This is a genomic window from Hyphomicrobiales bacterium (assembly GCA_039973685.1).
Lineage (GTDB): Bacteria > Pseudomonadota > Alphaproteobacteria > Rhizobiales > JACESI01 > JACESI01.
Map to the genome: position 1 here is coordinate 155,834 of JBDWKL010000043.1, position 24,654 is coordinate 180,487.

A 24,654-nucleotide genomic window follows, 5' to 3' on the forward strand; every position below is an offset into this window, starting at 1 on the left:
CGTTTCGTTTACTTTATGTTTGCAAGACGGTGGCACACTAATTTTGGAATATAAAGCAGGAATGGTGGCTCATGGCTCTGGCTCAATATAACGATCTTGAAAACTATACAAATAATCAAGCGGTAGCGGAAGCTCTTACAGCTATTAATGTCAATATTTCAACTGGATTTGGCACTAATTACCTGAATCATTTTGTAGAAATCTTACTTTTACTTGAAATGCTGCCCTCTATGCCTGAATGCATTGAGGACATCGTGTTGTGGAAACCAATTAGTTATTCAGATCATGTGCGCCAAAGCGGATTGCCAAAGTCAGAATTAGTACTTGAAGCGTTTCAACATTCTGATGCTAAACGGCGCGACATGCTTGATCATGTTACCAATGAGGTCAACACAGAAGTCCATCGCTATATTGAGAAAGCGCAAAAAGCCGTTACTCTTGGCGACCAAGAACAAATCTCTGAGGTGGCATTGGAAGCCAAAGAAGTCCTGACACCAATGCTTGAAAAAATCTCAAATGTCATTTGTTCGCCTAATTTTTTGGCAGAAGAACCAGTGGAAGACTTTGCCTGATACACGACCTAATGCGTGTGATGCCACCCGATGACAGCCAACAAACCCATTTTAGGCGTAAGCTGCCTCTTGCTCTGCGAGGATAGCGCTCTGCTTATCCAACGTGCAAAGCAACCCGCCAAAGGTCTTTGGAGTCTCCCCGGTGGTAAGGTCGAATGGGGCGAAACACTTGAAGAAGCCGCCCGCCGTGAACTGCTTGAAGAAACAGCACTGATCGCTGATGATCTAGAGTTCAGCGAATTTGTTGAAATTGTTGAGCCGGACCACCATTTCGTTATTTCTGTTTTTGTTGGAAGGCTGAACAACCAACCAACGCCAACAGCAGGTGATGATGCCGCAGCAGCCGCCTGGTATTCACCAGCGGGCTTAAATAAGCTCGATGATGCGAACCAAATGACACCGACAACAAGACAACGCATTAAGCGTTTAACTAAGATATTTTGACAAAGGGCGCTTGTTTGCCTTAGTGGTTTGCTCATGAAAAGATCTATCATAGCATTTCTTTCTATTGCCCTCGCCTTTGCCGCGCTTACTTCAACAAGCGTTCGGCCTGCTTTTGCTCAGGCTCAAAAAATCCCGCCTTATGAAAATAGACTGTTACGGCTTTCTGAAATTATGGGTTCACTTCATTTCCTCACCCTCCTTTGCCGCGCAAGCGAAGGGGCTATCTGGCATGATAAGATGAATGAAATTTTGGATGTAGAAGCCAAGACGCAGCTTCGAAAGGCGAAGCTAACTGAACGCTTTAACGCAGGCTTTGGCAGTTTTCAGGCGACTTACAGAAAATGCACGCCGTCTGCTGAAACAGCGATGGCAAGATATATTACTGAAGCGCAAGTCATCGTGCGTAATTTGACGACAGACTTTTCTGGCTAAGCCTCTCTTAGAAAACGCGTTTCCCGCTGTTATCCCCGTTTATCTAAGCGCGTTAACCCTCTCTTCATAAATGCCGCACAGTGGCAAAAACAAGTGTTAGTGTCAGCTTGTTTGGGATGCATCGCATCGGCCTAATTGCTGGAATAAAGAAATTGACTAAAACAGATACAACAAATGCAGCAAGTGCTGATACTGATCTTACGATTGCTGAAAAAAAACGCGCTGCACTAGACCTTGTCTTAGATGCTTGGTGTACTGGCCTTGATAACGGTATCGACGGCGAGATTTTGGCACATGCGGCCCTGTTTGCCGCCCTTTCTGACATGATTGAGATTTATGGCGAAGATGCCGTTTCAAATCTTGCAGCTCGTCTGCCACAGCGTATTCATGATGGCGAATTTACTTTGTCGCGCAACATTCAATAACCCGCTCAAAACGCATTGAAGTCGCCCTCGAAACGCGTTCAATTTCTTTTGCGTGCTTAAATCCACCTTTGCATAGTCTTTTCGCCAGTGTTGGCGTAGGATGACATTGTTATTTTGGACGAGGGTTTGTTCTTGGGCATTGAGCGCTTGAAACCATTGCTGTTTCATTTTTTATACGTGATCGCGGTTCTTGCTGTAGCGAGCTTGCATCTTGAGACAACAGCATTTGCGGCCAAGCAAGTGCCGACTATTCGCATTGAACTTCCTAAAAAATCAGCCCCTAAAACCGAACCAACCCCAAATCTAGGGACAAACGGTTTGGGAACTGGCGATTTCACGCCGAAAATTCCGCTTGGCGAGAATGATCTCCCCTTTGACGGCGAAGACGATGAAACACAAGAAGCCGAAGAACCCGCTTCAGAGCCTGAGGCCGATACGGCAGAAAAACCTCGGGTACCGGCAAAAATCTTTTATGACACCAAAGCCTTGCCCGAAGCTGTCAAGAAAACACGCGACCGCCTTTTAAAAGCAGCGAAGGCTGGCAATGTTGATGAACTTCGCACGATCTTTAAAGGCTTTTCCGAGCCACCCATTGTTTCCTTTAATAGCGACGGTGATGCTGTTGACCATATCGTTGAAAACTCCGGTGATGGGAAAGGTCTTGAAACGCTGGCTATTCTCTTGGAAGTTTTGGAAACAGGCTTTATTCACCGCGATGAAGGCGACGAAAGTGAAGTTTATATCTGGCCTTATTTTGTCGATGTTCCACCGGAAGATTTAAAGCAAGGTCAGTTGATAGAGCTATTTCAAATCATCACAGCTGGTGATTATGAAGACATGCTTACCTACGGTACCTATATATTCTATCGAGCCGGCATTGCACCCAATGGCGATTTGAAATTCTTTGTCGCTGGCGACTGATTGATAAAAGGAAAAGCCTGAGAATGCCAAAAACCATTCTGTCTGACCGCGCTGTTTTGTCTTTGACGGGCGAGGATCGTATCACCTTGTTGCAAGGGCTTGTGACTGTTGACCTAGATCGACTTGAAACATCACCCAATGTATTTGGTGCGCTGCTTGCGCCGCAGGGTAAAATTCAATTCGATTTCTTTTTACACAAACGCGACCATGCAATTCTGATCGACATGGATGCCAGCCGTGCAGCGGATTTTCTCAAGCGTATGAAAATGTACAAGCTGCGTGCAAAAGCTGACATTGCTGATGTCAGTGATCAATATGACATTGCTGTTTCTTGGGGAGATGACGCATCGTCTGGTGATTATGATGCACGTAGTGAGGTACTTGGCGCACGCCAAGTGTTGGAAGGTTCTGCTGAGCAAAATGCTTCCCCTGATGAATATCATGCCCACCGCATTGCGCTCGGAATTCCAGAGGCCGGAAAAGATTTCGCCTTTGATGATGTCTTCCCACATGACGCAATGATGGATGCTTTGCGCGGTGTGGATTTTAAAAAAGGATGTTATGTCGGGCAAGAAGTCGTCTCGCGTGTGCAACACCGAAGCACCGCTCGCAAACGCTTCTTCATTTTGAAAAGCGCCACCCCACTTAAGAGCGATGAGACGGTTATGCTCGGCGATAAAGCTGTTGGCACCACAGGGACAACATTTGGCAATTCGACATTGGCGTTATTGCGCGCAGACAAATTGGAAGGGGCAACAGATCCCCTCACCGTTGACGGACAAAGTACTGAGGCTTTCGTCCCTTCTTACTTTACTGAATTTCAAAACAAGAACACTTAAAGCCGCCCTATGTCCAAACCCACCCAAACGCCAAAGACCCAACCTCGTGCATGGCAACGTATGCTGTCTGGTAGACGGTTAAACCTACTTGACCCATCTCCGCTTGATGTTGAGATATCAGACATTGCCCATGGATTAGCGCGGGTTGCCCGCTGGAACGGTCAGACCCAAGGCAAGCACGCCTATTCTGTCGCGCAACATTCAATCCTTGTGCTTGATATTGCACTTGCGATGGAACCATCGCTTAGCGCCGAAATGCAATTGATCGCCCTTTTGCATGATGCGCCTGAATATGTGATTGGCGATATGATCTCTCCATTTAAATCTGTGATGGGTGGTAATTATCGTGATGTGGAAGACCGCCTCACCAATGCTATTCACATGCGGTTTTCTTTGCCCGTAGATGTGCCTAAATCGAAACTGCGCTTGATCAAACAGGCAGACAAAGCATCGGCTTATTTGGAGGCAATTCACTTGGCTGGGTTTGATGAAGCAGAAGCGGAACAAATTTTCGGCACACCGAAACTGCATCCACTTACAGATTTTGATGTAACACCGCTTTCTACAGCAGACGCACAACGCGCTTTTGTTGAACGGTTTGAAGCTCTAGAAAAGGCGCTTTAACATGGCAGAAATTCACGTTTGTCCGCTCTCGCGATTGGTTGAGACAATCAATAAATCAGGCGCGAAACATGTGGCGAGCCTGATCAATGCTAATATGGAAGTGCCCTACCCTTTAAGCATCCCGTTGGAGAACCGATTGTTTTTGGGCTTCAATGATATCGTCGAAGAAACACCAGGCTTCACGCCGCCAGAAAAAACCCATGCTCAACAGCTGATCGATTTTGTTTCCAAGTGGGATCAAGCAGCTCCGCTTGTTGTTCATTGTTGGATGGGTGTTTCGCGCTCAACGGCAGGTGCTTACATCGCCCAATGCGCATTGATGCCTGATGCTGACGAGTATGAGCTTGCCAAAGAACTACGTGCCGCCTCACCAGAGGCAACACCCAACATGCGGCTCATTCACTTTGCCGATGAAATATTGGGCCGTGACAGACGAATGATTTTAGCAATCGACGAGATGGGGCGCGGTGCGGAGACATGGGAAGGCGTGCCCTTCGCGCTTCCCGTTCACTAAGCGCTAGCAGGCTCACCAACCCGTGCTTCTTTGATCGGCCAATGCAAGATCGCAGCAAGAACACCAAGCGCAATGCCGATATACCAAATACCGTCATAAGACCCTGTCTCATCAAAAATGCGACCGCCTAACCAGATGCCTGAAAAGGACCCTAACTGGTGGGACAAGAAGACAACGCCAAACAACATCGCCATATACCGAGTGCCGAACATGGCTGCCACAAGCCCTTGCGTTGGCGGGATAGTGGAAAGCCATAACAAGCCCATTGCACCCGAAAATAGAATGATCGTCGTCGATGTTACGGGCAACACAATGAAGATAGAGATCACAATTGCACGCGCGATATAGATGAAGGTCAACACAAAGCGCATCGGTAATTTCGCTGAAACCATGCCAGCCGTAAGCGCACCAATAATGTTGAAGAACCCAATCATTGCAATGGAATAACCACCCCATTTTGGATCAAGACCAAGGTCTTCAATGAAGGGGGGCATATGCACCGTGATGAAGGCCACATGGAAACCGCAAACGAAAAACCCAATCGTAAGCAACCAGTAAGATGGATGATTAAACGCTTCAGCTAGCGCTTGTTTGATTGTTTGATCCGCACGGCCTGGTTCAGCCTGCGCTTTTGGTTTGCCCTTTAATGGAATTGCTAAAAGCGGCACCAAGGCCACAAGGCACGCCATAAACAACAGCGTAAATTCAAAGCCATATGCTGATACGAAATTCTGGCCTAAAGGCGCAAAAATGAACTGCCCCGCAGAGCCCGCCGCCGTTCCTAGACCGAACACAAGAGTCCGATGTTGTTCTGGCACAATACGCGCGAAGGCTGCGAGCACGAGGAAAAAAGCAGAACCTGCAACACCCAAGCCAACCAAAACGCCCGCTGTCATTTGCAGTGTCAGCGGGTCTGTTGTTGTCGCCATTAAAACAAGGCCAACAACATAAAGAACCGCGCCAACGCTCAGCGTTTTCCAAGTGCCATATTTATCTGCAAGCATACCAACAAACGGCTGCGCTAAACCCCAAACAAGATTTTGAATGGCGATAGCAAGCGCGAACACTTCGCGGCTCCAATCATTTGTCTCCGTCATCGGCGTGACGAAAAAGCCCATCGTAGAGCGTGGACCAAAGGTCAAAATAGCAATGAGGCAACCGCATGCAACAATGAATGGAACGGATAGATTGGTTTTAGCGTGTGGCATGATGCCCCCTTATGAATCGGATTGAATAGTGGGCGACCAAGGAGGAGGTTTCAATTGATTATTTTTGATGAGCCCATCAAAAATGAAAATGGCCACACCCGAAGGTGTGACCATATAAATGTAATCTGGAGGATTTACATCTTAATCGGTCTAAGACCAACCACCGTTTTTAGTGCGGTAGAAGATATGGACACCAATGCGGGTTAGGACTTTCATAGTACGCCCCCACTTTGGACTGACGTAAGTTGCGTGATAATGGGTAGAATCCGCTACTTCATCGAGATAAATTTTGCCTTTTGATACATCACGGGCAATTCTAACCGCTGTCTTCCAAGACTTCTTGTCATTGACGCGGTCATAAATACCATCACAGGCAAATGAGAACTGGCAACGATTGCGCCAATGTTTGTTTTGATAAACCACACCGCAGATCGTGTTTGGATAAGCTGGTGCTTTCACGCGGTTCAAGATCACTTGAGCGACAGCTGCCTGCCCCTTTTCGATTTCACCGCGTGATTCAAAATAAATGCCCGCTGCAAGACAACGCTGTTGGTTCTTGCGGTAGACAGAGCCTGGCAATTTAAAGCCTGCCCAAAAATGCAATTTCTTGCCAGATTTTCTCTTTTGCGGTTCAAGACTTTCTGCGACTTCCGGCTTCAATCTTGGAACTGGAACATCCGCAAAACCTTCATAAACTGGCGTTAAGATTGCCTGTTGTTGTGGTTCAACAACTTTAACTTGACCATTTGGTGCAACCGGCAATACGGCGTGTTTACCGTCGCGGCGTGCAAGCACTGCTTCAAAAACAGCGCGTGGGTCGTTTGTTTTCGCAGCATAACCAGTTTGAACCTGAGCAACCTGCGGTATTGATGCCGTTACAGTTGTATCGATCTCAATATTTGCCTGTTCTGCTGCATCATTTTGAATGGCAGCAATCGCTGCTTCTGGAATAAGAGCTAACGGCGCTGATTTTGCTGCAGGCGCTGCCTCTTTTTTGGCAACCAGCACTTTGCGACGTGGCCGATCTTGTTTCTGATCAATCTTTGTCACAGCTGCAGGCGTAGCGACTGGCGCTGGTGTTGGTGAAACAAAGGCAACTGTTGGCCAAAGCTGAGCATTAGGCGCGCTAAGAATAGAACTGCCATCAAACATAACGCCAGCAGACAATGATCCAGCTTTGCGACCATATTTACCAACGGGCAAATCACCCTTAGCAGCTTGAACCGAAGGCTCTTTTGAAACTATCTTTGCAATTGCGGGCGTTGGTGCGAAGGCATAGCCTTTGAAGCTCTTACCAGAACCAATGTCCATGCCTTTAAGCAAAACACCGTTCTCATCCATGATCATAGGTGACGCGCCTTTGCGCTTCACGAAATCACGTCCAAGAGCAGCCGGACTTGTAACAATGGATGCAAGCCAGCGATCTTCGCCAAGCTTCTTACCGGCGAAGGCACTTACATCTTGAAAATCAATGCTATTTGGGAAAGCGACAGTGAGCGCCAAAACGGCAGCACCACACATGGCAGCAGAACTTAACTGGGCGGTTAGATTTTTACGCGACACAACACTTACTCACAACTCGATACAGATACAAACTTGTATTTCTATCGTCAGTTATCGTCGATTAACCTAAATCAACAGTTAACAGGCTCGAATTTCAGCCATTCTAACTAAAGAACGGCGATATATTTGATACCTAGTACAGAGTAAATTCGCTAAAATTTTAACAAAATCGGCGTAAATCCGCCGATTTTCAAAAAATTCTTATTGACGTGGTGAACAAAGTCTTAGCGCGAAGAAAGTGTCGCTTGTGCTGCTGCAAGCCGTGCGATTGGCACCCGAAATGGTGAACAGGAAACATAATCTAATGCTAAACGTTCACAAAAATGGATCGACGATGGATCGCCGCCATGCTCTCCGCAAATACCAATTTGAAGATGTGGGTTGGCCTCACGCCCTTTGATGGTTGTCATCTCAATGACGGCTCCAACGCCCTCTTCATCGATGGTGACGAAGGGGTCTTTGTCCATCAAACCCATTTGCTCATAGGTGGTCAAAAAGGCAACGGCATCGTCTCGCGAAATACCAAAGGTGGTTTGGGTCAGATCATTTGTGCCGAATGAAAAGAAATCTGCTTCTGAGGCAATTCGGTCTGCAATCATTGCCGCGCGCGGCAATTCGATCATGGAGCCGACCTTATAATGAAGCGAATAGTCGTGCTTATGCTCCACAATTTGCGCCGCATCATCAATCAACCGACTGATTGCAATAAACTCACGGTTCAAGGCCACCAAGGGCACCATGATCTCCGGTTTTACATCAATGTCATATTTGCGATTGATTTCGATGGCTGCCTCAAAAATCACCTCAACCAGCGTTTTGGCAAGTTCAGGATTACAAATCAACAAACGACAACCGCGATTGCCAAGCATCGGATTTGTTTCACTCAACTCATCTATCGTGAATTCCAAATCACTGGCTTTAAGGTCCAATGTTTTGGCGAGCTTTTTTATATCCGCTTTTGTTTTTGGCAAAAACTCGTGAAGCGGCGGGTCAAACAAACGAATGGTTGTTGGTCGCTCGCGCATAACTTCGAACAGGTGGACAAAATCTTGCCGCAGCAACGGCACCAATTTTGCGACACCTAAAAGGCGGGTGCGATCATCCGTTGCTAAGATAACCTGACGCATTGCCGCTAATCTATCTGGCTCAAACAACATATGCTCTGTGCGACATAGCCCGATACCCTCAGCACCGAAACGCACAGCAACCTCCGCATCACCGGGGCTTTCTACATTGGTCAGCACCTTCATGCGTCTAAATTCATCAGCCCATTCAAGCAAGGTAGACAAATCACCAGATACTTCAGACGGGCGCAATTGGCATTTGCCGTCATACATCATGCCCGTGGAGCCATCGACTGTAACATGATCGCCTTCTTGATAGATCTTACCATCAACTTGGAAGCTCTTAGCTTCTTCATCCACCATAATACCCGACATGCTTACGATGCAGGGCTTACCTGTGCCGCGAGCGATCACGGCAGCGTGGCTGGTCAGGCCGCCTTTGGTTGTTACGATGGCGGATGAGGCTTGCATGCCACGAATATCTTCCGGCGTGGTTTCTGCCCGCACCAAGATTACCTGCCAACCTTTTGACTTAAGCGCTTCTGCAGCACTGGCAGAAAATACGGCCCGTCCTGTTGCAGCCCCTGGTGAAGCAGATAGGCCATGGGCCAATTCTTTCAATTCTTGTCCAACATCCAAGCGGGCGTGAAGAATATCAATCAAACGATCAGGCTCAATGCGTTGGACAGCTTCTTCTTTGCTGATCTCTCCTGCTCTCACCATTTCAACAACAAAAGTTACCTCTGCCGCCGTTGTCAAAGGCAGTGAAGTGCCATCAACAATATAGGCCTCGTCGTTTGCGATAATGAAATCTAACCGCTCAGCCTTGGCGCTTTTCACTTCCCAAGAAATTGCCTGCCCGATGATGTCTTTTATCACCGCGTCAGATTTGCGCTCTGCAATCGGGATCGGCTGACTTGAACCATTATGTTCAAATATCTGACCCTCGAGACACCGTTCGCCAGTATTCTCATCGCGAGCAGCAATCCAACCAGTCGCCGTTGGTTGCACACCATTCCACGGCACACATACTTGGATAACGACACCAAGCCCGCCAGTATCTTCGATGTTATAAAGTTGTCGATAGGTTTGGGCGCGTGTCTTATTCCATGATTTCCACATCAACAAGACCGTCAACAAAAGCTGATCGGACGGATTGAGCGGCAAGGCATCATCAGTTTCTCGCTTGGCGATTTCCAGATAGGCCTTCAAAAGACCATACCAATCCACGTCACCTGCTTGTTCGGCAATATCTAGCTTGTCGTCAAACAGACTTTCATCAACGCCAAAAGACTGTGTTGCGATTTCCCGAATGGTACTGGCAAATTGTCGTGATGCGTACTGCTTGTCACCTTCATCCGCTAAATATTCAATAGCGTCTAATGTCCAACCAACATGCAATATATGAAGGCCAAACCCTGCTTGCGCCACAACAGGACTAACCCGCACAGCTAAGATAAGAGGGTTTTCCTTTTCACCTAGCCATTTGCGGGTGGTGCGTTGAAGGCCACGCACACCGCGCGAGATTTCAACCTGAAACGACGTCGATAATTCACCCTTATCATTCGAGTTCTGCGAATACGCCAAAATCGGCAATGCAAACGATGGAGCCACGCGTAAACCAGCAGAAGCCATCGCAGCCAATCGCTCAGACTTCGCGCCATAGCACTCAGCTGCAAGCGATGTTTTGCTGCTTCGCGATTGTCCAAAACCGATAACGTCTACAGACATTAAAACGCTGCCTCCTCGACAAACCTCATAAATCCAACCTAAGGGTGAACCTAAGTCATCCCTATTTGGTCATACAAGTACGAATTTGGCTACTTCTTATATTGCGCCGCAATATGGTATTTTTATCAATACCAATAAACCGTTACAGATTTAGCCCTCAATGCGGGTGAAATCTGCAACGAGCGATGTCGCTGATCTGATTTTTGCTAAAAGCGCTAGGCGGTTGGCGCGAATGTTTGGATCATCATCATTCACCAACACGCCATCAAAGAACGCATCAATTGGACCACGAATAATCGACACAGCCTGCATGGCCGCGCCAAAGTCTTCAGCGGCCACAGCAGCTTCTGCTTTTGTCGAGGCTTGGTCGATGGCTTCAGCCAGTGCTTTTTCTTCTGGGAGAACGAGCAGGCTTGCATCAATTGAAGAACCAACCGTCGCACCCTTCTTCTCTTCCGCTGCCAAAATATTAGTTGAACGCTTATAGCCCGCCAACAAGTTTTGGCCGTCATCAGTATTGAGGAAAGCAGTCAGGGCTTCCACGCGACGCGCAATCATTAGGAGATCATCGGCGTCAGAGGTAATGACAGCGTCAATCAAGTCATGGCGTGCATCTTGATCGCGCAAAAACACTTTGAGGCGGTCGTGGAAGAATGAAAGGAGGTCATCGCTGACACCTTCTGATTTCAACGCCAAGCGGAAATCATTTTGCAAAATAATGCGGATCACACCGAGGGCGGCGCGACGAAGTGCATAAGGGTCTTTTGACCCCGTCGGCTTTTCATCTATCGACCAGAAGCCCATCAACGTATCAAGCTTATCAGCCAGCGCGATTGTGGCAGCCACCTTATCAGTTGGCACATCATCACTTGGGCCCTGCGGCTTATAGTGATCTTCCATCGCAGTCACCACAGAAGCATTTTCCCCTGCAATCTCTGCATAATAGCGGCCCATCAAGCCTTGAAGCTCAGGGAATTCGTAGACCATTTCAGTCATCAAGTCGGCTTTGCAAAGACTGGCGGCACGCTCGCACAATGAAGCATCCGCCCCTGTCTTCTCGCTCAATTGAACAGCAAGCTTCTTGATGCGTTCAACACGGTCTGCTTGGCTGCCAAGCTTTTCGTGGAAGGTTACGATTTTGAGTTTCTTCGCACGCTCTTCAAGCGACACGTTCAAATCTGTTTCCCAGAAGAATTTCGCATCAGACAAACGCGCCCGCACCACACGGCCATTGCCTTTGGCAACTTCAACACCGCCGTCGTTTGGCTGGATGTTGGACACCAAAATGAACTTGTTGGTCAGCTTGCCAGTCTTTTGATCTTTCAGCACGAAACACTTCTGGTTCACGCGAATGGTGAGCTGGATCACTTCAGGCGGGATGTTGAGAAATTCCTCATCAAACTCACCCATTAAAACAACAGGCCATTCAACCAAACCGGAAACTTCTTCTAAAAGCCCTGCATCTTCTACAAGCTCTAACCCTTGTGCAAAGGCTAGGTCTTTGGCGTCGTGAAGGATGATGTCTTTACGACGTTCTGGGTCTAGCACCACATTGGCTTTTTCAAGTTCCGCCATATAGTCGTGCAAGCGGCGAACCGCGATTTCGTCTGGTGCATGGAAGCGGTGGCCACGGGTTTTATTGCCAGATGGTACGCCTTCAATGTCGAACGTAATCACTTCAGGGTCTTCAGTCTCTGGACCGAAGGTACAAAGGATTGATTGCAACGGACGCACCCAACGCATGGCACCCGCTTGGCTAGAGGCTTTGCCCCAACGCATAGATTTTGGCCACGGAAACTTCTTGACGATGTCTGGCACGAGGTCTTGCAAAATGTCTTCTGCATCACGACCCGGCTTGTTGATGACGGCGACGTAGAAATCGCCCTTCTTCGGATCGTTTTTAACTTCGGCCTCATCAATGGAGGAAAGACCCGCACCGCGCAGAAAACCAGCAAGCGCTTTTTCCGGCGCGTCGGTGCGTGGACCTTTGCGCTCTTCGCGAATATCAGCGGAGCGCTTGGTCAAGCCATTCACAGAAAGGGTCAAACGGCGGGGCGTCCAAAACTCTTTTGCACCTTCATAGGTCAGACCCGCATCCACCAAGCCGTCGGTGATCATCTTACGTAAATCACCGGCTGCTTTTCGTTGCATCCGCGCTGGAATTTCTTCCGAGAAGAGTTCTAACAATAAGTCTGGCATATCAGGTCTAAATTCTTGAATGGAAAGGTGAGACAGCGTTTAGCAATGAATGAGCGAAATGTCATCCCGTGTGAGCGCCCGATTGAGAGAAAGACAAAAGAAAAAGGCGCCCAAGCGCCTATTCCGGACCCCGCATCGCTCTAATCACTAAAGTTTACTGTGGGAACCATCGCAAAATGGTTGGCGCTTCGTTGCTTTACAACCACAAAAATATTTTGTGCCGCTGCTATCAGCCTCCCACACCAAGGGCGCGAAGCTTGTCTCTTTATGGCTGCCATCACAAAAAGGCTGCTTGGTCGAAAGACCACATGTGCACCAAAAATATTTCTTACCTTCTTCCACTTCCACGGCAAAGGGCTCTTTGGCTGCGACTACTGGTTTCATATCGTCCGACATAGTGGTTTACCTCTCGTTGATCCAAACACTCTCAAAACAAGAGCTAAAATTAAGAACGCCCCGAAAATGTTTCCCAAATTGAGCGCAAGTTTTTCTTACCGGCGCGGGCTGCATTCATTTCGGCTTCGGATTTTGTTTCAGCATTTTCCAAAGTCTCATCGACGCTATTGCCAACAGCTTCTTTCGCCTTATCAACAACTGTTGACGCCCGCTCAGTGGCTGTCGATACGGCATCGCCTGCAGCTGCAATTGTCTCTTCAACTTGTTCACTCGCATGATCTGCAAGATTAGAAGCTTCCTCTTTTAAAGAGGATACTTTGTCATTGGCCTCTTCAGCCAAATTGGAAGCTTTTTGCGTAACATCTTCAACGGCAGATGCTGCCATTCCCATCCCATTTTTAGCGGCAAAGGAATTTGCGTTGGCAAGTGCTGCAGCACCAGGGATCGTCGTGGCGCTTGATGCATCGTTGGTTTCGCCAGCTTGATCTGATGCGTCCTCGTCGGTTGCTTCACCTGTTGCGGCTTCATCATCCAAAGCTTCTAACGCATCGGCAACAACCGCCATTTCATCCGCCACAGCAACGGTTTCATCAGCCTCGACAGCCGCTTCATCCGCCACATCAATGGTTTCATCAACCTCAACAGCCGCTTCATCCGCTACAGCAACGGTTTCATCAACCTCGAAAGCCGCTTCATCTACCACAGCAATGGTTTCATCAACCTCATCTGCTGCCTCATCAGCGACCGCAATCGCTTCATCGTCCTCTTGAGGTTTCAACGCCACGCTATCAATCCTAACGCCGCTATCAAGCAACCCCATCACTGCGTTAGCCATCCACTTACTCGTGACGCGGTTTTCGCCATTTAAGAGCGACTTGATAAAGCTTCCTGCTTTGCTCTCGTCAAAACTACGAATAAGGCCCGTTTCCTCACCCAGTAAATCAATAACCTTATCACTCACACCAACATTTTTGAGGCGTTCGCTCGCGTTTTCGATCTCAGCAATATCTGATTTTGCAGATTTAACGTCGCTGATAATATTTTGCAGCTTATGCGCGCCCTCAGATGACAGGTCAGCCACAACAAGCGCATCGTCAGCCGCAATCATACGAATGTTCGCGCCGGTCTCATCACTTACACCGCAAAATTCAACGATTGATTGGAAGGACTGCATGCGTTCAACAAAGGCATCAACATTGCCACCTGCATCTTCGCCAGCTTCACCCTCAGGCATTTGAATAACGGCAATTGCATCCGATTCAAAATCATCACGGCTCTCAACGCCAAAATAATTGGCAACGGCCATCAGTCTTTCGACCTCATCTGTCAGCTCAGAGATCCCTTCCCCTTCGCGGCCAATTCGCACGAGGTTTGCAGAAAAATCATCGCCACTGCCATCGGCATCGCACATAGATTTGAGGCACTTCTCAAAATCACCACTCATGATGCTGGCAAAACCGAGCTGGTTGTATTCTGGAAAAATCTTCATTGCCGGATCGACAAAAAGGCTTTTGTCATAAGAGCAAAGCGCTTTCTTGGCGGCAGATGAAAGTTCATCAATGGTATCTTGAGACGCTTCACCACCATCAATAGTGGCGTCGCTTAAAGCGCTACCTTTGGCAAGGACATCGCCCAATTGGTCGATCAAGCCTCCTTCACCGACGCAGGACAAGAAACGTTCACATAACAAAGACGCCGTTCGCAAATTCATAAGCTGTATGCCCTCACAGGCATCTCCCTATTCGCTCTACATATTGCCGCACGCACTTGATCGTTTCTGAATGTTATCCCTTATTAACCATTCTTCGCAACCACTTAAGGCGCGAAATTGGTGAAATTATTTAGCTGCCACAAAGCCGCCAGCTTCAGTGTGCAAAAATGCTTCGCCGCATGCTTTAGAAAGGTTGCGCACACGCAAGATATAACTTTGCCGTTCAGTCACGGAGATAACACCGCGTGCATCCAACAAATTGAACGAGTGTGACGCTTTGATGCATTGGTCGTAAGCGGGAAGAACGCATTTATGCACCTCAGATGGGTTGCCGCGTGCAGCCTCGCCTGCTGCCAACAATGCTTCACATTCTGCTTCGCTATCTTTGAAATGCTGGAACAGTGCGTCTGTGTTTGCATATTCAAAATTGTGACGTGAATACTCTTGCTCTGCTTGCAAGAATACCTCGCCATAGGTGACTTTATCGTCGCCTTCTAAGCCGTTGAAGTTGAGGTCATAAACATTTTCAACACCCTGCACATACATAGCGAGACGTTCGAGACCATAGGTCAATTCGCCTGCAACGGGAGAACATTCGATGCCGCAAACCTGTTGGAAGTAAGTGAACTGCGAGACTTCCATACCATCGCACCAGCACTCCCAACCAAGACCCCAAGCGCCGAGCGTTGGGCTTTCCCAGTCATCTTCCACAAAACGAATATCATGCAGAAGCGGATCGATGCCGATGGCGCGAAGACTGCCAAGATAGAGTTCTTGCAAATCTGGTGGCGACGGCTTCAACAACACTTGGTATTGATAATAATGCTGCAAACGGTTCGGGTTTTCACCATAGCGCCCATCTGTCGGACGGCGTGATGGTTGAACATATGCTGCCCGCCAATGCTTCGGCCCTAACGCGCGCAGTGTCGTTGCTGGGTGAAAAGTACCCGCTCCAACTTCCATGTCATAAGGCTGGAGAATGACACAGCCATAATCCGCCCAATAATTGTGAAGTGCTAAAATCAGCCCCTGAAACGAATTTTCAGGTTTGAGGTGGGCTGGTTGTTCTGACATGGATCAATTTCCCGCTAGAAAGTCTTTGACGTTACTTACCGCTTGCTAAAGCACAGCCAACCTTGAAAAGGCAAGAGGCAGCGCTCGCTTAATCATCATCAAGCCGGTAGACGCCTGTTTTAGGGTCACGTTTTAACGTGTCTGATTTGTTTTGCTGCTTAGTGCGTTTTTGTGTTTTGGCAAGTTGAGCGCGCTTGGTGTCTTCCTCATCAAGGCGCACCAATTCCTGACGCAGCTTCTTAAAGGCGTAAAATCCAATGGCAGCAATGAGAATGAGGACTATTCCAAAAGGCATCTAGACTACAATCCGTAGCGCGCCCAAAGGGCCCGTTCTTCTGCTTGTGTTACCATGTGGTCTGCAAAGCCTGCACCGATAGCACTCATATCATTGGGCATGGATACACCATTTGATGGTGCACGCTTGAACAAGCCACCACCAGCGCCAATTACTTTAAGCTGTGTTTTTTCGCCGTAGCGTTCTTTCACGATGGAACGGATATCGCCAATACGGTCTACCAAGCCGAGGGATTGCCCTGTCGTTGCTGTCCAAAAACGTCCTGAGAATACTTCCTTCTCATCGCCGCTGATCACATCGCCACGTCGGTCTTTGACCATATCAACGAAGGTATCGTGGATTTCGTTTTGAATGCTGCGCAGATATTGAATGTCTGATTTCTTTTCTGGCTGGAATGGATCAAGGATCATCTTATTGGTGCCAGCGGTATAAACGCGACGTTCGACACCTAGCTTCTCAAGCAAATCGACGTAACCAAAGCCTGCTGAAATAACGCCGATTGAGCCGACAATTGAGGATGGGTCCGCAATGATCTCATCGCCTGCAAGCGCAATCATATAGCCGCCGGATGCTGCTACATCTTCAACAGCGACAATAACCTTTTTGTCGTTTTCTTCCGCTAATGCGCGAATGCGTTTGTAGATTAGATTGGCCTGAACGGGCGAGCCGCCTGGAGAATTGATAACAATCGCCACAGCTGGTGCCTCTTTGACGCTGAATGCTTTTTTGAGCCTGCCAGCAGCGGTTGCAATCGAAAGTGTCGGACGCATGCCCTGACTTGCCATGATCGCACCGGATAGACGTACGGTGGGGATGACAACAGGCTTATCGCGGAATTTCTTCGGCAAAATAGGGCGGATAATATCAACGATCTTAGACATGCATCTCACTTTAATAGTTTCAAATAGGGCAGCATAAACTGCCTTGTTCACTTATATGACCAAACCCGCCTCACCATTCAAGACCGCATTTGCTTCATCTGTCCACTCACGCCGCGAAACATCGCCCTTTTGCGCTTGATGAAGTACAAGACCTGAAAGCAAACGCATCGGCGCACGACTGCCCTTTTGACCGCAAACAATCACACGCGTCGCATCTTCGCCTGCGCCTTTATAAAGCGGAAAAACTGAAATGCCGCCAAATCGCCCTTCCATCAATGACAGAAGATTGGAAAGACTGGCGGTTGGAAAAATAACCGACAACATGCCACCTGACACCAAAATCGCAGCTGCTGTTCGAAACCAAGGTTCCAAACCATCGTCTGCCAAGACATGCGCTGCTTGTCGGGCCGCATTGTCTGACGTTCGCACCTGAGCAGCGTCATAATATGGTGGGTTCATGATAACATGATCAGCCATATTGAGGCTCAACCCCGCCTCCAGCCTTGCATCACCGCGCAGAGTAACATCTGCCTTTAGCGTAGAGGCACGACCGTTGAGCCAATGATTATCAGGATCGTTCAATGTGGCATTTGCAAGTTCTAGTGTGATTGGGTCATTTTCCACTAAGATGGCAGACGCAGCAGGCAAACGGTTCAAAACACATAAACCAGCCGTGCCAACACCCGCGCCTAAATCAACGATCCGCTTTTGAGACTTGCCACCGTCTTGAACGCTGGCAGCCAGCATAACCGCATCAAGGCCTGCTTTATGAGCGCCGCCGGTTTGTTGATGCAAAACGACCTTGCCGCCAAGTACAAAATGGCGATCATACGAGGGAGATTTATCACCCATAATTGAGTTAACCTACTTCATCGGCGAGTTCATGACCAAGATCAGCGTCTTTTAAAATTTGCCGTGCGCTAAGGTGAAATTCGTCTTTTACAAGAATGCGGCGCGGTATCACGCCGAGCGAACCTTCAACAATGCTCATGTGCTGATCAAGCACGAGATAATCAATCTCACTTTCCTTCATCAGCGCCTCAACAAATGAAATCACCACAGGATCGTTGGTTTTTAGAAGCAGCTTCAAGAAAGTACCCTTTCGTTAAAACCATCGACACGACGGTTTTTCACTCTTATTTGGTAGATATAATACCCAATTAGTTGATGTGGTAGCACTATTTATTCATGGTAGGGGTGTGGGCACTTGCCGTGTGTTTCGTTCGACATTATGGTGCGCGCACTTTTGTTTAAAGGAGTTGCCCTGTGGGTGTAGTTGTTCCTCTCGAGGATTCCGGTAAAAAGAAAGCATCACTTGATGCGCTTTTGGATTTGGTTCGCGACGATATGGAAGGCGTTAATTCGCTAATCCTGTCGAAAGCTGGCTCGCATGTTGAGCTCATCCCTGAAATTGCACGCCACCTTATTTCTTCAGGCGGCAAACGCTTGCGCCCAATGCTGACCATCGCTGCTGCACAAATGTGTGGCTATGAGGGTGACGGCCACGTAAAGCTCGCAGCCAGTGTCGAATTTATGCACACAGCAACCCTTTTGCATGATGATGTTGTCGATGAAAGTGATATGCGTCGCGGCAAGCTTGCTGCACGGATGTTATGGGGCAACCAAGCAAGCGTTCTTGTGGGCGATTATCTGCTTGGCCAAGCCTTCCGCATGATGGTGGAAGTTGGCTCAATGGAAGCGCTCGACATTCTATCTGCTGCATCAACCGTTATTGCTGAAGGCGAAGTGCTTCAACTTTCTGCAGCCAAAAACATGGCAACGACAGAAGACGAATACCTTGCCGTAATCCGCGCGAAAACCGCGGCTCTCTTTTCTGCTGCGGCAGAAGTTGGCCCTGTGGTCGCCGATGGCACGAAAGCTGATCAAGCAGCATTCCGATCTTATGGCACCAATCTCGGCCTTGCCTTCCAAATGATTGATGACGCGCTTGATTATGGCGGCAACTCCAAAGACCTTGGCAAAGATGTCGGTGACGATTTCCGCGAAGGCAAAATTACACTGCCAGTCGTGTTGGCCTATAGACGCGGCACGGATGAAGAGCGTGAATTCTGGCGTCGTGCCATGGAAGAAGGCAAAATCGAAGACGGTGATCTTGATAAAGCCATTGATCTTTTGAATAGCTACGGCACAATTTCAGACACTTTGGACCGCGCAAGACATTACGGCACTGTAGCCCGCGATGCCTTGGCACCATTCCCTGATTCGCCACACAAAACAGCACTTTTACAAGCCGTAGACTTCTGTATTAGCCGCGCTTATTGATTGACCTTTAACAAACGGTAATTTGATCCGTATAAACGCTCTAATCGATTAAATTTACTGCCCTAGATATTGAAACATTCTGCTGAAAGCGCCATGTTGCATCTATAGCTAAATAGGTGGGTTACATGACGTCCAATTCTAAGGTTCAGCCTTATTTCCAAAAATACCAAAACCATGCAAAAATGTTGATTGCTGGTTTAGCACTTACGGGCCTTGTAACCGTTGGAAATACTCAAGCTTTTGCGTCGGCTGAACTTAAGGAAGATTTGGCGGAACGTGGTTATCCATTATCATTGTCAGGCAGCTATCTGGCAGCTCTGACAGCCAACCGCGCCAAAGACATTACGGCCGCTTCTCTTTATTACGATGAAGCGCTGAAAGCAGACCCCGGCAACCAGTCCTTGATTGAACGCGCCTTTTTTCTTCGTCTTGTAGACGGAGACATCAATGGCGCGATTTCGATTAGTTCCAACATTTTGGACCGTGACGGAGACAATTGGTTCGCTCACATGGCACTGGGCGTCACATCGCTTCGGTCTAAATCCTACAAAAAGGCGATCAATGCCTTTGAGCAGATGACAGATGGCCCCTTGGCAGAACTAACCGGCGGTTTGTTACATGCTTGGGCTTTAGCAGCCGACGGCCAGCACGATGCGGCGCTGGAGCTTTTGGGTAAACTCGATAGCAATGAAGCGTTCACACCTCATACCCTTTTCCACTCAGCACTCATCGCTGAAAACGGAGGGAAGATTGAAGAGGCCGCAAAGCTATACGATGAAGCAAACAAAGCTGATCCTAATCTGGTTCGCAAAATTGAAGCCATTACACGTTTTCAATACCGCAATGGGATGGAAGCAGAGGGCAAAGAAAACCTTGACCGCTTAGTAGAGCGCCTTCCAAATCGAAGCAGCGTGAAGGCATTGGTCGCAGAAGTTGCTGACGGCAAAAAACCAGCGGCCCACGTTTCAACAGCCCTAATTGGTGCAATGGAAGTGCTTTACGGTATCGGTTCAATCATCGGAACAGATGACAACACCGAAGTCTCTTATATCTTCATGAACCTTGCCTCTTATGTTGATCCAGAAAATCCACTGCCACGCCTATTACTAGGTAATCTACTTGAAAATGACGAACGCTACAGCAAGGCAATTGAGAGCTACGAAGGGATCAAAAAAGATTCGATCCACTTCCAAAACGCTCGTTTGCGTGCAGCCTTTGCTTACAATTCGCTTGAGAAACTAGATGATGCACGCGGCATCATGAAGGACTTGATTGCGAGTGATCCAAACGACATCACCACAATCACATCCTATGGCAACATTCTTCGCTCGCATGATCTTTTTGAGGAAGCACGCACGACTTACTCTGATGCTATTTCGAAAATTGAAGGTGAGCCGACCAATGCAAACTGGTCGTTGTACTATTCACGCGGCATCACCAATGAACGCACGGATCGGTGGACCGAAGCCGAAACTGATTTTAGAATGGCGCTGAAGCTTTCGCCTGACGAGCCGCAAGTTCTCAACTACCTCGGTTACTCGCTGATTGATCTTGGCATGAAATACGAAGAAGCGCTGAAGATGATTGAGAAAGCGGTTGAACTTCGCCCGCAAGACCCTTTCATCATCGATAGCCTTGGTTGGGCGCATTACAAGCTCAAAAACTATGATGAAGCTGTAAAAAGCCTCGAACGCGCCGTTCAACTTCGCCCACAAGACCCGATCTTGAATGATCACTTGGGTGATGCTTATTGGCATGTTGGACGCAAGCTTGAGGCACAGTTCCAGTGGCGCCATGCTCGTGATCTTGATCCAGATGAAAAGTATCGCGATACGATTGTGAAGAAGATCGAAACGGGACAATACGTCGAAAGCGACGGTTGATACTGGGCGCCTACGCTTTGGAAAAATGTTGTAAAATCGCGCGTGCGAAAATCAACCTCGCACTTCACATAACGGGGCAGCGCGATGATGGCTATCATCTGCTCGACAGTGTTGTTGTGTTTTCAACCTATGGCGATGAGATCACCGTTTCCAAGCGGGAAGATGATGCTGACCAAGCAGGCTCTCACCATTTAACAATCAATGGTCCTTTTGGCGAAGGGCTGGAAGCAGACCACGATAATCTAGTTTTAAAAGCCGCACGTTTGATGGGCGATGATTTGCCACCGCTCAACATCGTGCTTGAAAAGAACTTGCCTATTGCCTCAGGCATTGGCGGCGGGTCTGCAGATGCGGCGGCAACATTGCTTGCAATTGCTGAACTGCTCGATCGCCCTTTGCCGAGTTCTGACGACGTATTGTCCCTTGGCGCTGATGTTCCTGTCTGTCTACATGGTTGCCAGCACGGAACGGCAATTCGTATGAGTGGTATCGGCGAAACATTGTCTGAGCTACCAAAGACCCCTGCTCTTCCCATGGTGTTAGTCAATCCAAATGTTGGCGTTTCAACGCCTGCGATTTTCAAATCGCTTGCGCGCAAGAACAATCCGCCGCTTATCCAACCGAACGATACCGTCGACAAAGCCGAACCCTTCACAAAATGGATCAACGACTGCCGTAACGACCTTCAACCGCCCGCTCTTATACATTGTCAGCAAGTGGAAGAATGCCTGAAGGCGTTGTCCAGTTGCACTGGTTCGCTCACGGCCCGCATGTCTGGTTCTGGCGCGACGTGCTTTGGTCTGTTTGAAACTGATGAAGACGCGAAAAGCGCTGCTGACAAATTGCAATCAGAACATTCTGACTGGTGGATTGTCGCAACTAGCCTTGCTGGTTGATCGGCTAGTCTTGCGGCTCGAAGCTCAACGCTTTGATACAGACAAACGCCACACCTAACCCAACGAATTGAGCCACAATAAACCCAAGCATATGAGCTGGATCAATGCCTGCGAAAGTATTGGTGAAGGATCGCGCAATGGTGACTGCTGGGTTTGCAAATGAGGTTGATGCCGTAAACCAGTAAGCCGCCGTGATATAAAGCCCAACAGCAGCCGGCACTGCTTCAACGCGTGCTTTAATCGTGCCGAAAATTGTCAGCAAAAGCCCAAGCGTCGCGATTATCTCAGCACCCCATTGCGAGGTGCCTGTTCTTGCTTTTTCTGAGAACTGAAGAAGATCAAGATCAAACATGAAATGCGCCGCCAACATACCAACAATGCCACCTGCAATTTGCGCAACAATGAAAAGCCCTGTTTCCGCGTTGGTGAGTTTTCCAAAGAAGCGAAAGGCGATTGTTACAACAGGATTAAAATGAGCACCAGACACGGGCCCAAGCATGGTGATTAAAACATATAAGATTGCGCCAGTGGGGATTGTATTTCCAAGCAATGCAATTGCCACATTACCACCAGACAAGGTCTCACCCATAATGCCAGAGCCAATAACGGTGGCGAGCAGGAACGCTGTTCCTAAAAATTCAGCAAACAGCTTTTGATTTAAACTAACAACTGGCATTTTGAGCCCCTTTACCCCAAACTCTTGATGAAACATTCATAGATTTGTCCTATGACAATTGGAAGACGAACCAACATTCTGTTCACAACAAAGGTTTGAGAACAATCATGTCCCGCATTGATGAAACCCGCCCCTTTATCGCTATTGGTATCGCCGTTTTAACGGTATCTGATACGCGTGGGCTAGAAAATGACAAATCTGGCGACACATTGGTTGGGCGCATCGAAGGCGCTGGTCATAGATTAGCAGGCCGCGCCATAGTGAAAGATGACATTGAGCAAATTCAAGCGCAAATCAAAGCTTGGTCCAATGACGAAACTGTTGATGCGATTGTTACCACTGGCGGCACGGGCTTTACGGGCCGCGATGTAACACCAGATGCCATCGAACCTTTATTCGATAAACGCATGGATGGGTTTTCTGAAGTCTTCCATCGCTTGTCATTTGATAAGATTGGCACCTCAACCATTCAATCTCGTGCAACCGCAGGCTTGGTTGGCACCACTTTCGTCTTCGTCGTACCCGGCTCTTCTGGTGCCTGCAAAGACGCATGGGACGGCATTTTGAGCCTTCAACTTGATTATCGCCACCGCCCCTGCAACTTCATAGAAATCATGCCGCGACTGGATGAACATCTCAAACGCGGCAAATAAGCGTTCATACCTGATTTACCATTTCTGATATTTTGTTCTTGTTTTGTTCTAATTTTCGTTATAGAAGTTAGGAACGACAAAACACGACTATTGGACAGGCGAAATGGACAACAAGCACTTAGGCAATGAAGAAGAGAGTTGGATAGGCGTTCGCCTTGACCCAACCGCTCTTGCTTCAACGCCTGAACAAGCTGTTGCCGGTTATAAAACCCGTGGACGCGGGGCTGTATCCAATTCTTCTGGTCGGTTTGAAACTGAAAGCCGAGAAGCATTTGATGATGGCTGGGACAATGATGAATTGCCAGTCATGAAAACGGAGGTGAGCTATGAAAGCCCAAAGACAATTATTACCAAAAATCAGTCCCCGGACATCTCATTTGATCGCTCAATCAATGCCTATCGTGGTTGCGAGCATGGCTGTTCTTACTGTTTTGCTAGACCTTCACACGCGTATCTAGGCTTATCACCGGGCGTTGATTTTGAAACGCGGCTGTTTGCAAAACCCCAAGCAGCAGCCTTGTTAGAACAAGAATTGGCAGCTCCCAATTATCGCCCGCGCACCATTGCTATAGGCACCAATACTGACCCTTATCAGCCGATAGAACGCAGCCATCGCATTACCCGCGAGATTTTGGAAGTGTTGGATAAGACCAATCACCCCGTTGGTATTGTCACCAAATCGCACCTTGTTACGCGAGACATTGATATCCTCTCATCTATGGCAAAACGTGGATTGGTTCGCGTCGCCCTTTCCATCACCACGCTGGATAGTAAGCTTGCCCGTGCGATGGAGCCACGCGCGTCAACACCGCAAAAGCGACTTGATGCCTTGCGACAATTAAGTGATGCGGGCGTTCCAACATCTGTGATGGTTGCGCCGATTATCCCAGCTCTTAATGACAGCGAGATTGAGGCCATCTTGGAGAAAGCCTATGGGCATGGCGCGCGCGATGCTGGCTATGTTTTGCTACGGCTACCGCTTGAGGTCTCGGAGATATTTAAAGAGTGGTTGCTTCACCATTACCCCAACAAATACCGCCATGTTTTAAATCTGCTCAAATCCATGAGGAACGGCAAAGAATATGATGTGGCATGGGGACGTCGTATGCGCGGCACAGGTCCTTATGCTGATCAAATCGCAAAGCGCATGAAAATAGCAGCCAAACGCATTGGCATGGCTCGTCGCAGGCAAGCCCTTACCACCGAATTATTCACGCCACCTGAAAAACAAGGGAGCCAATTGTCACTGTTTTAAACGCCTCTTCCGTCATTCACTTCACACACCCAAGGTCCCACCTTCCACCCCGCTAGATAGGACCGTGACGGAAGACACTCAAGCCGGATGATCTTCATTGATCATTCGGCTTCTT

General features: G+C 48.3%; 25 protein-coding genes. 13 read left to right on the forward strand and 12 right to left on the reverse strand.

What is annotated here, in order from left to right:
- The first annotated feature begins 71 nt into the window (after positions 1-71).
- The 8 genes from ABJO30_11855 to ABJO30_11890 all read left to right on the forward strand — a co-directional run bounded on the left by ABJO30_11855 (position 72) and on the right by ABJO30_11890 (position 4,771).
- Complete coding sequence (locus ABJO30_11855; protein MEP3233513.1) at positions 72-572, forward strand: hypothetical protein; 501 nt, start codon at positions 72-74, stop codon at positions 570-572.
- A gap of 30 nt (positions 573-602) precedes the next feature.
- Positions 603-1,016 (forward strand): NUDIX domain-containing protein, encoded by a 414-nt coding sequence (locus ABJO30_11860; protein ID MEP3233514.1) that lies wholly within the window; start codon positions 603-605, stop codon positions 1,014-1,016.
- A gap of 33 nt (positions 1,017-1,049) precedes the next feature.
- Positions 1,050-1,448, forward strand: a complete 399-nt coding sequence (locus ABJO30_11865; protein MEP3233515.1) for a TIGR02301 family protein — start codon at positions 1,050-1,052, stop codon at positions 1,446-1,448.
- A gap of 152 nt (positions 1,449-1,600) precedes the next feature.
- The gene (locus tag ABJO30_11870) at positions 1,601-1,873 is read left to right on the forward strand and encodes a hypothetical protein (protein MEP3233516.1); all 273 of its coding nucleotides are present in this window, start codon (positions 1,601-1,603) and stop codon (positions 1,871-1,873) included.
- 114 nt (positions 1,874-1,987) lie between these two features.
- Positions 1,988-2,794 (forward strand): hypothetical protein, encoded by an 807-nt coding sequence (locus tag ABJO30_11875; GenBank protein ID MEP3233517.1) that lies wholly within the window; start codon positions 1,988-1,990, stop codon positions 2,792-2,794.
- A 23-nt stretch (positions 2,795-2,817) separates the two neighbouring features.
- The gene (locus ABJO30_11880) at positions 2,818-3,633 is read left to right on the forward strand and encodes a folate-binding protein (GenBank protein MEP3233518.1); all 816 of its coding nucleotides are present in this window, start codon (positions 2,818-2,820) and stop codon (positions 3,631-3,633) included.
- A 9-nt stretch (positions 3,634-3,642) separates the two neighbouring features.
- On the forward strand, positions 3,643-4,257 hold the full coding sequence (locus tag ABJO30_11885) for an HD family hydrolase (GenBank protein ID MEP3233519.1): 615 nt from the start codon (positions 3,643-3,645) through the stop codon (positions 4,255-4,257).
- Position 4,258: 1 nt separating this feature from the next.
- Positions 4,259-4,771 (forward strand): tyrosine protein phosphatase, encoded by a 513-nt coding sequence (locus ABJO30_11890; GenBank protein MEP3233520.1) that lies wholly within the window; start codon positions 4,259-4,261, stop codon positions 4,769-4,771.
- Here the strand turns inward: ABJO30_11890 and ABJO30_11895 are convergent.
- From ABJO30_11895 to ABJO30_11945, 11 genes are all read right to left on the reverse strand, one after another.
- The gene (locus ABJO30_11895) at positions 4,768-5,979 is read right to left on the reverse strand and encodes an MFS transporter (GenBank protein MEP3233521.1); all 1,212 of its coding nucleotides are present in this window, start codon (positions 5,977-5,979) and stop codon (positions 4,768-4,770) included. The two genes, ABJO30_11890 and ABJO30_11895, sit on opposite strands and share 4 nt — an antisense overlap.
- A gap of 150 nt (positions 5,980-6,129) precedes the next feature.
- A complete protein-coding gene (locus ABJO30_11900) occupies positions 6,130-7,542 on the reverse strand; it encodes a cell wall hydrolase (protein ID MEP3233522.1) in 1,413 nt (470 codons plus the stop codon).
- 224 nt (positions 7,543-7,766) lie between these two features.
- Positions 7,767-10,337, reverse strand: a complete 2,571-nt coding sequence (locus ABJO30_11905) for a putative PEP-binding protein (GenBank protein MEP3233523.1) — start codon at positions 10,335-10,337, stop codon at positions 7,767-7,769.
- A gap of 150 nt (positions 10,338-10,487) precedes the next feature.
- Positions 10,488-12,536, reverse strand: a complete 2,049-nt coding sequence (gene glyS, locus ABJO30_11910; protein ID MEP3233524.1) for a glycine--tRNA ligase subunit beta — start codon at positions 12,534-12,536, stop codon at positions 10,488-10,490.
- A gap of 147 nt (positions 12,537-12,683) precedes the next feature.
- Positions 12,684-12,932: a CDGSH iron-sulfur domain-containing protein gene (locus ABJO30_11915; protein ID MEP3233525.1), complete on the reverse strand. Its 249-nt coding sequence runs from the start codon at positions 12,930-12,932 to the stop codon at positions 12,684-12,686.
- Positions 12,933-12,981: 49 nt separating this feature from the next.
- Positions 12,982-14,643, reverse strand: coding sequence for a hypothetical protein (locus ABJO30_11920; protein MEP3233526.1), 1,662 nt, complete (start codon positions 14,641-14,643; stop codon positions 12,982-12,984).
- Between the two features lie 126 nt (positions 14,644-14,769).
- A complete protein-coding gene (locus ABJO30_11925; GenBank protein ID MEP3233527.1) occupies positions 14,770-15,717 on the reverse strand; it encodes a glycine--tRNA ligase subunit alpha in 948 nt (315 codons plus the stop codon).
- Between the two features lie 88 nt (positions 15,718-15,805).
- Positions 15,806-16,012, reverse strand: a complete 207-nt coding sequence (locus ABJO30_11930; protein ID MEP3233528.1) for a hypothetical protein — start codon at positions 16,010-16,012, stop codon at positions 15,806-15,808.
- A gap of 5 nt (positions 16,013-16,017) precedes the next feature.
- Complete coding sequence (locus ABJO30_11935) at positions 16,018-16,884, reverse strand: S49 family peptidase (protein MEP3233529.1); 867 nt, start codon at positions 16,882-16,884, stop codon at positions 16,018-16,020.
- A 60-nt stretch (positions 16,885-16,944) separates the two neighbouring features.
- Positions 16,945-17,745 (reverse strand): methyltransferase, encoded by an 801-nt coding sequence (locus ABJO30_11940; GenBank protein ID MEP3233530.1) that lies wholly within the window; start codon positions 17,743-17,745, stop codon positions 16,945-16,947.
- A 7-nt stretch (positions 17,746-17,752) separates the two neighbouring features.
- Positions 17,753-17,983, reverse strand: a complete 231-nt coding sequence (locus tag ABJO30_11945; protein MEP3233531.1) for a DUF2007 domain-containing protein — start codon at positions 17,981-17,983, stop codon at positions 17,753-17,755.
- Between the two features lie 176 nt (positions 17,984-18,159).
- Here ABJO30_11945 and ABJO30_11950 point away from each other — a divergent pair, with 176 nt between their 5' ends.
- The 3 genes from ABJO30_11950 to ABJO30_11960 all read left to right on the forward strand — a co-directional run bounded on the left by ABJO30_11950 (position 18,160) and on the right by ABJO30_11960 (position 21,955).
- On the forward strand, positions 18,160-19,176 hold the full coding sequence (locus tag ABJO30_11950; protein ID MEP3233532.1) for a polyprenyl synthetase family protein: 1,017 nt from the start codon (positions 18,160-18,162) through the stop codon (positions 19,174-19,176).
- A 125-nt stretch (positions 19,177-19,301) separates the two neighbouring features.
- Positions 19,302-21,059, forward strand: coding sequence for a tetratricopeptide repeat protein (locus ABJO30_11955; protein MEP3233533.1), 1,758 nt, complete (start codon positions 19,302-19,304; stop codon positions 21,057-21,059).
- Between the two features lie 17 nt (positions 21,060-21,076).
- Entirely contained in the window at positions 21,077-21,955 is an 879-nt protein-coding gene (locus tag ABJO30_11960) for a 4-(cytidine 5'-diphospho)-2-C-methyl-D-erythritol kinase (protein ID MEP3233534.1), read from the forward strand.
- A gap of 4 nt (positions 21,956-21,959) precedes the next feature.
- Here ABJO30_11960 and ABJO30_11965 read toward each other — a convergent pair whose 3' ends face one another.
- Complete coding sequence (locus tag ABJO30_11965) at positions 21,960-22,631, reverse strand: MIP/aquaporin family protein (GenBank protein MEP3233535.1); 672 nt, start codon at positions 22,629-22,631, stop codon at positions 21,960-21,962.
- A gap of 107 nt (positions 22,632-22,738) precedes the next feature.
- On the opposite strand from ABJO30_11965, the gene moaB reads away from it, so the two are divergent.
- Positions 22,739-23,284: a molybdenum cofactor biosynthesis protein B gene (gene moaB, locus ABJO30_11970; protein MEP3233536.1), complete on the forward strand. Its 546-nt coding sequence runs from the start codon at positions 22,739-22,741 to the stop codon at positions 23,282-23,284.
- A gap of 103 nt (positions 23,285-23,387) precedes the next feature.
- A complete protein-coding gene (locus tag ABJO30_11975) occupies positions 23,388-24,539 on the forward strand; it encodes a PA0069 family radical SAM protein (GenBank protein MEP3233537.1) in 1,152 nt (383 codons plus the stop codon).
- The last annotated feature ends 115 nt before the right edge of the window (positions 24,540-24,654 follow it).

Bases quoted from the DNA above. Each gene is read 5' to 3' on its own strand.
- ABJO30_11855 (MEP3233513.1), top strand. From the start codon at position 72: ATGGCTCTGGCTCAATATAACGATCTTGAAAACTATACAAATAATCAA.
- ABJO30_11860 (MEP3233514.1), top strand. From the start codon at position 603: ATGACAGCCAACAAACCCATTTTAGGCGTAAGCTGCCTCTTGCTCTGC.
- ABJO30_11865 (MEP3233515.1), top strand. From the start codon at position 1,050: ATGAAAAGATCTATCATAGCATTTCTTTCTATTGCCCTCGCCTTTGCC.
- ABJO30_11880 (MEP3233518.1), top strand. From the start codon at position 2,818: ATGCCAAAAACCATTCTGTCTGACCGCGCTGTTTTGTCTTTGACGGGC.
- ABJO30_11885 (MEP3233519.1), top strand. From the start codon at position 3,643: ATGTCCAAACCCACCCAAACGCCAAAGACCCAACCTCGTGCATGGCAA.
- ABJO30_11890 (MEP3233520.1), top strand. From the start codon at position 4,259: ATGGCAGAAATTCACGTTTGTCCGCTCTCGCGATTGGTTGAGACAATC.
- ABJO30_11895 (MEP3233521.1), bottom strand. From the start codon at position 5,979: ATGCCACACGCTAAAACCAATCTATCCGTTCCATTCATTGTTGCATGC.
- ABJO30_11905 (MEP3233523.1), bottom strand. From the start codon at position 10,337: ATGTCTGTAGACGTTATCGGTTTTGGACAATCGCGAAGCAGCAAAACA.
- glyS (MEP3233524.1), bottom strand. From the start codon at position 12,536: ATGCCAGACTTATTGTTAGAACTCTTCTCGGAAGAAATTCCAGCGCGG.
- ABJO30_11915 (MEP3233525.1), bottom strand. From the start codon at position 12,932: ATGTCGGACGATATGAAACCAGTAGTCGCAGCCAAAGAGCCCTTTGCC.
- ABJO30_11920 (MEP3233526.1), bottom strand. From the start codon at position 14,643: ATGAATTTGCGAACGGCGTCTTTGTTATGTGAACGTTTCTTGTCCTGC.
- ABJO30_11925 (MEP3233527.1), bottom strand. From the start codon at position 15,717: ATGTCAGAACAACCAGCCCACCTCAAACCTGAAAATTCGTTTCAGGGG.
- ABJO30_11930 (MEP3233528.1), bottom strand. From the start codon at position 16,012: ATGCCTTTTGGAATAGTCCTCATTCTCATTGCTGCCATTGGATTTTAC.
- ABJO30_11940 (MEP3233530.1), bottom strand. From the start codon at position 17,745: ATGGGTGATAAATCTCCCTCGTATGATCGCCATTTTGTACTTGGCGGC.
- ABJO30_11955 (MEP3233533.1), top strand. From the start codon at position 19,302: ATGACGTCCAATTCTAAGGTTCAGCCTTATTTCCAAAAATACCAAAAC.
- ABJO30_11965 (MEP3233535.1), bottom strand. From the start codon at position 22,631: ATGCCAGTTGTTAGTTTAAATCAAAAGCTGTTTGCTGAATTTTTAGGA.
- moaB (MEP3233536.1), top strand. From the start codon at position 22,739: ATGTCCCGCATTGATGAAACCCGCCCCTTTATCGCTATTGGTATCGCC.
- ABJO30_11975 (MEP3233537.1), top strand. From the start codon at position 23,388: ATGGACAACAAGCACTTAGGCAATGAAGAAGAGAGTTGGATAGGCGTT.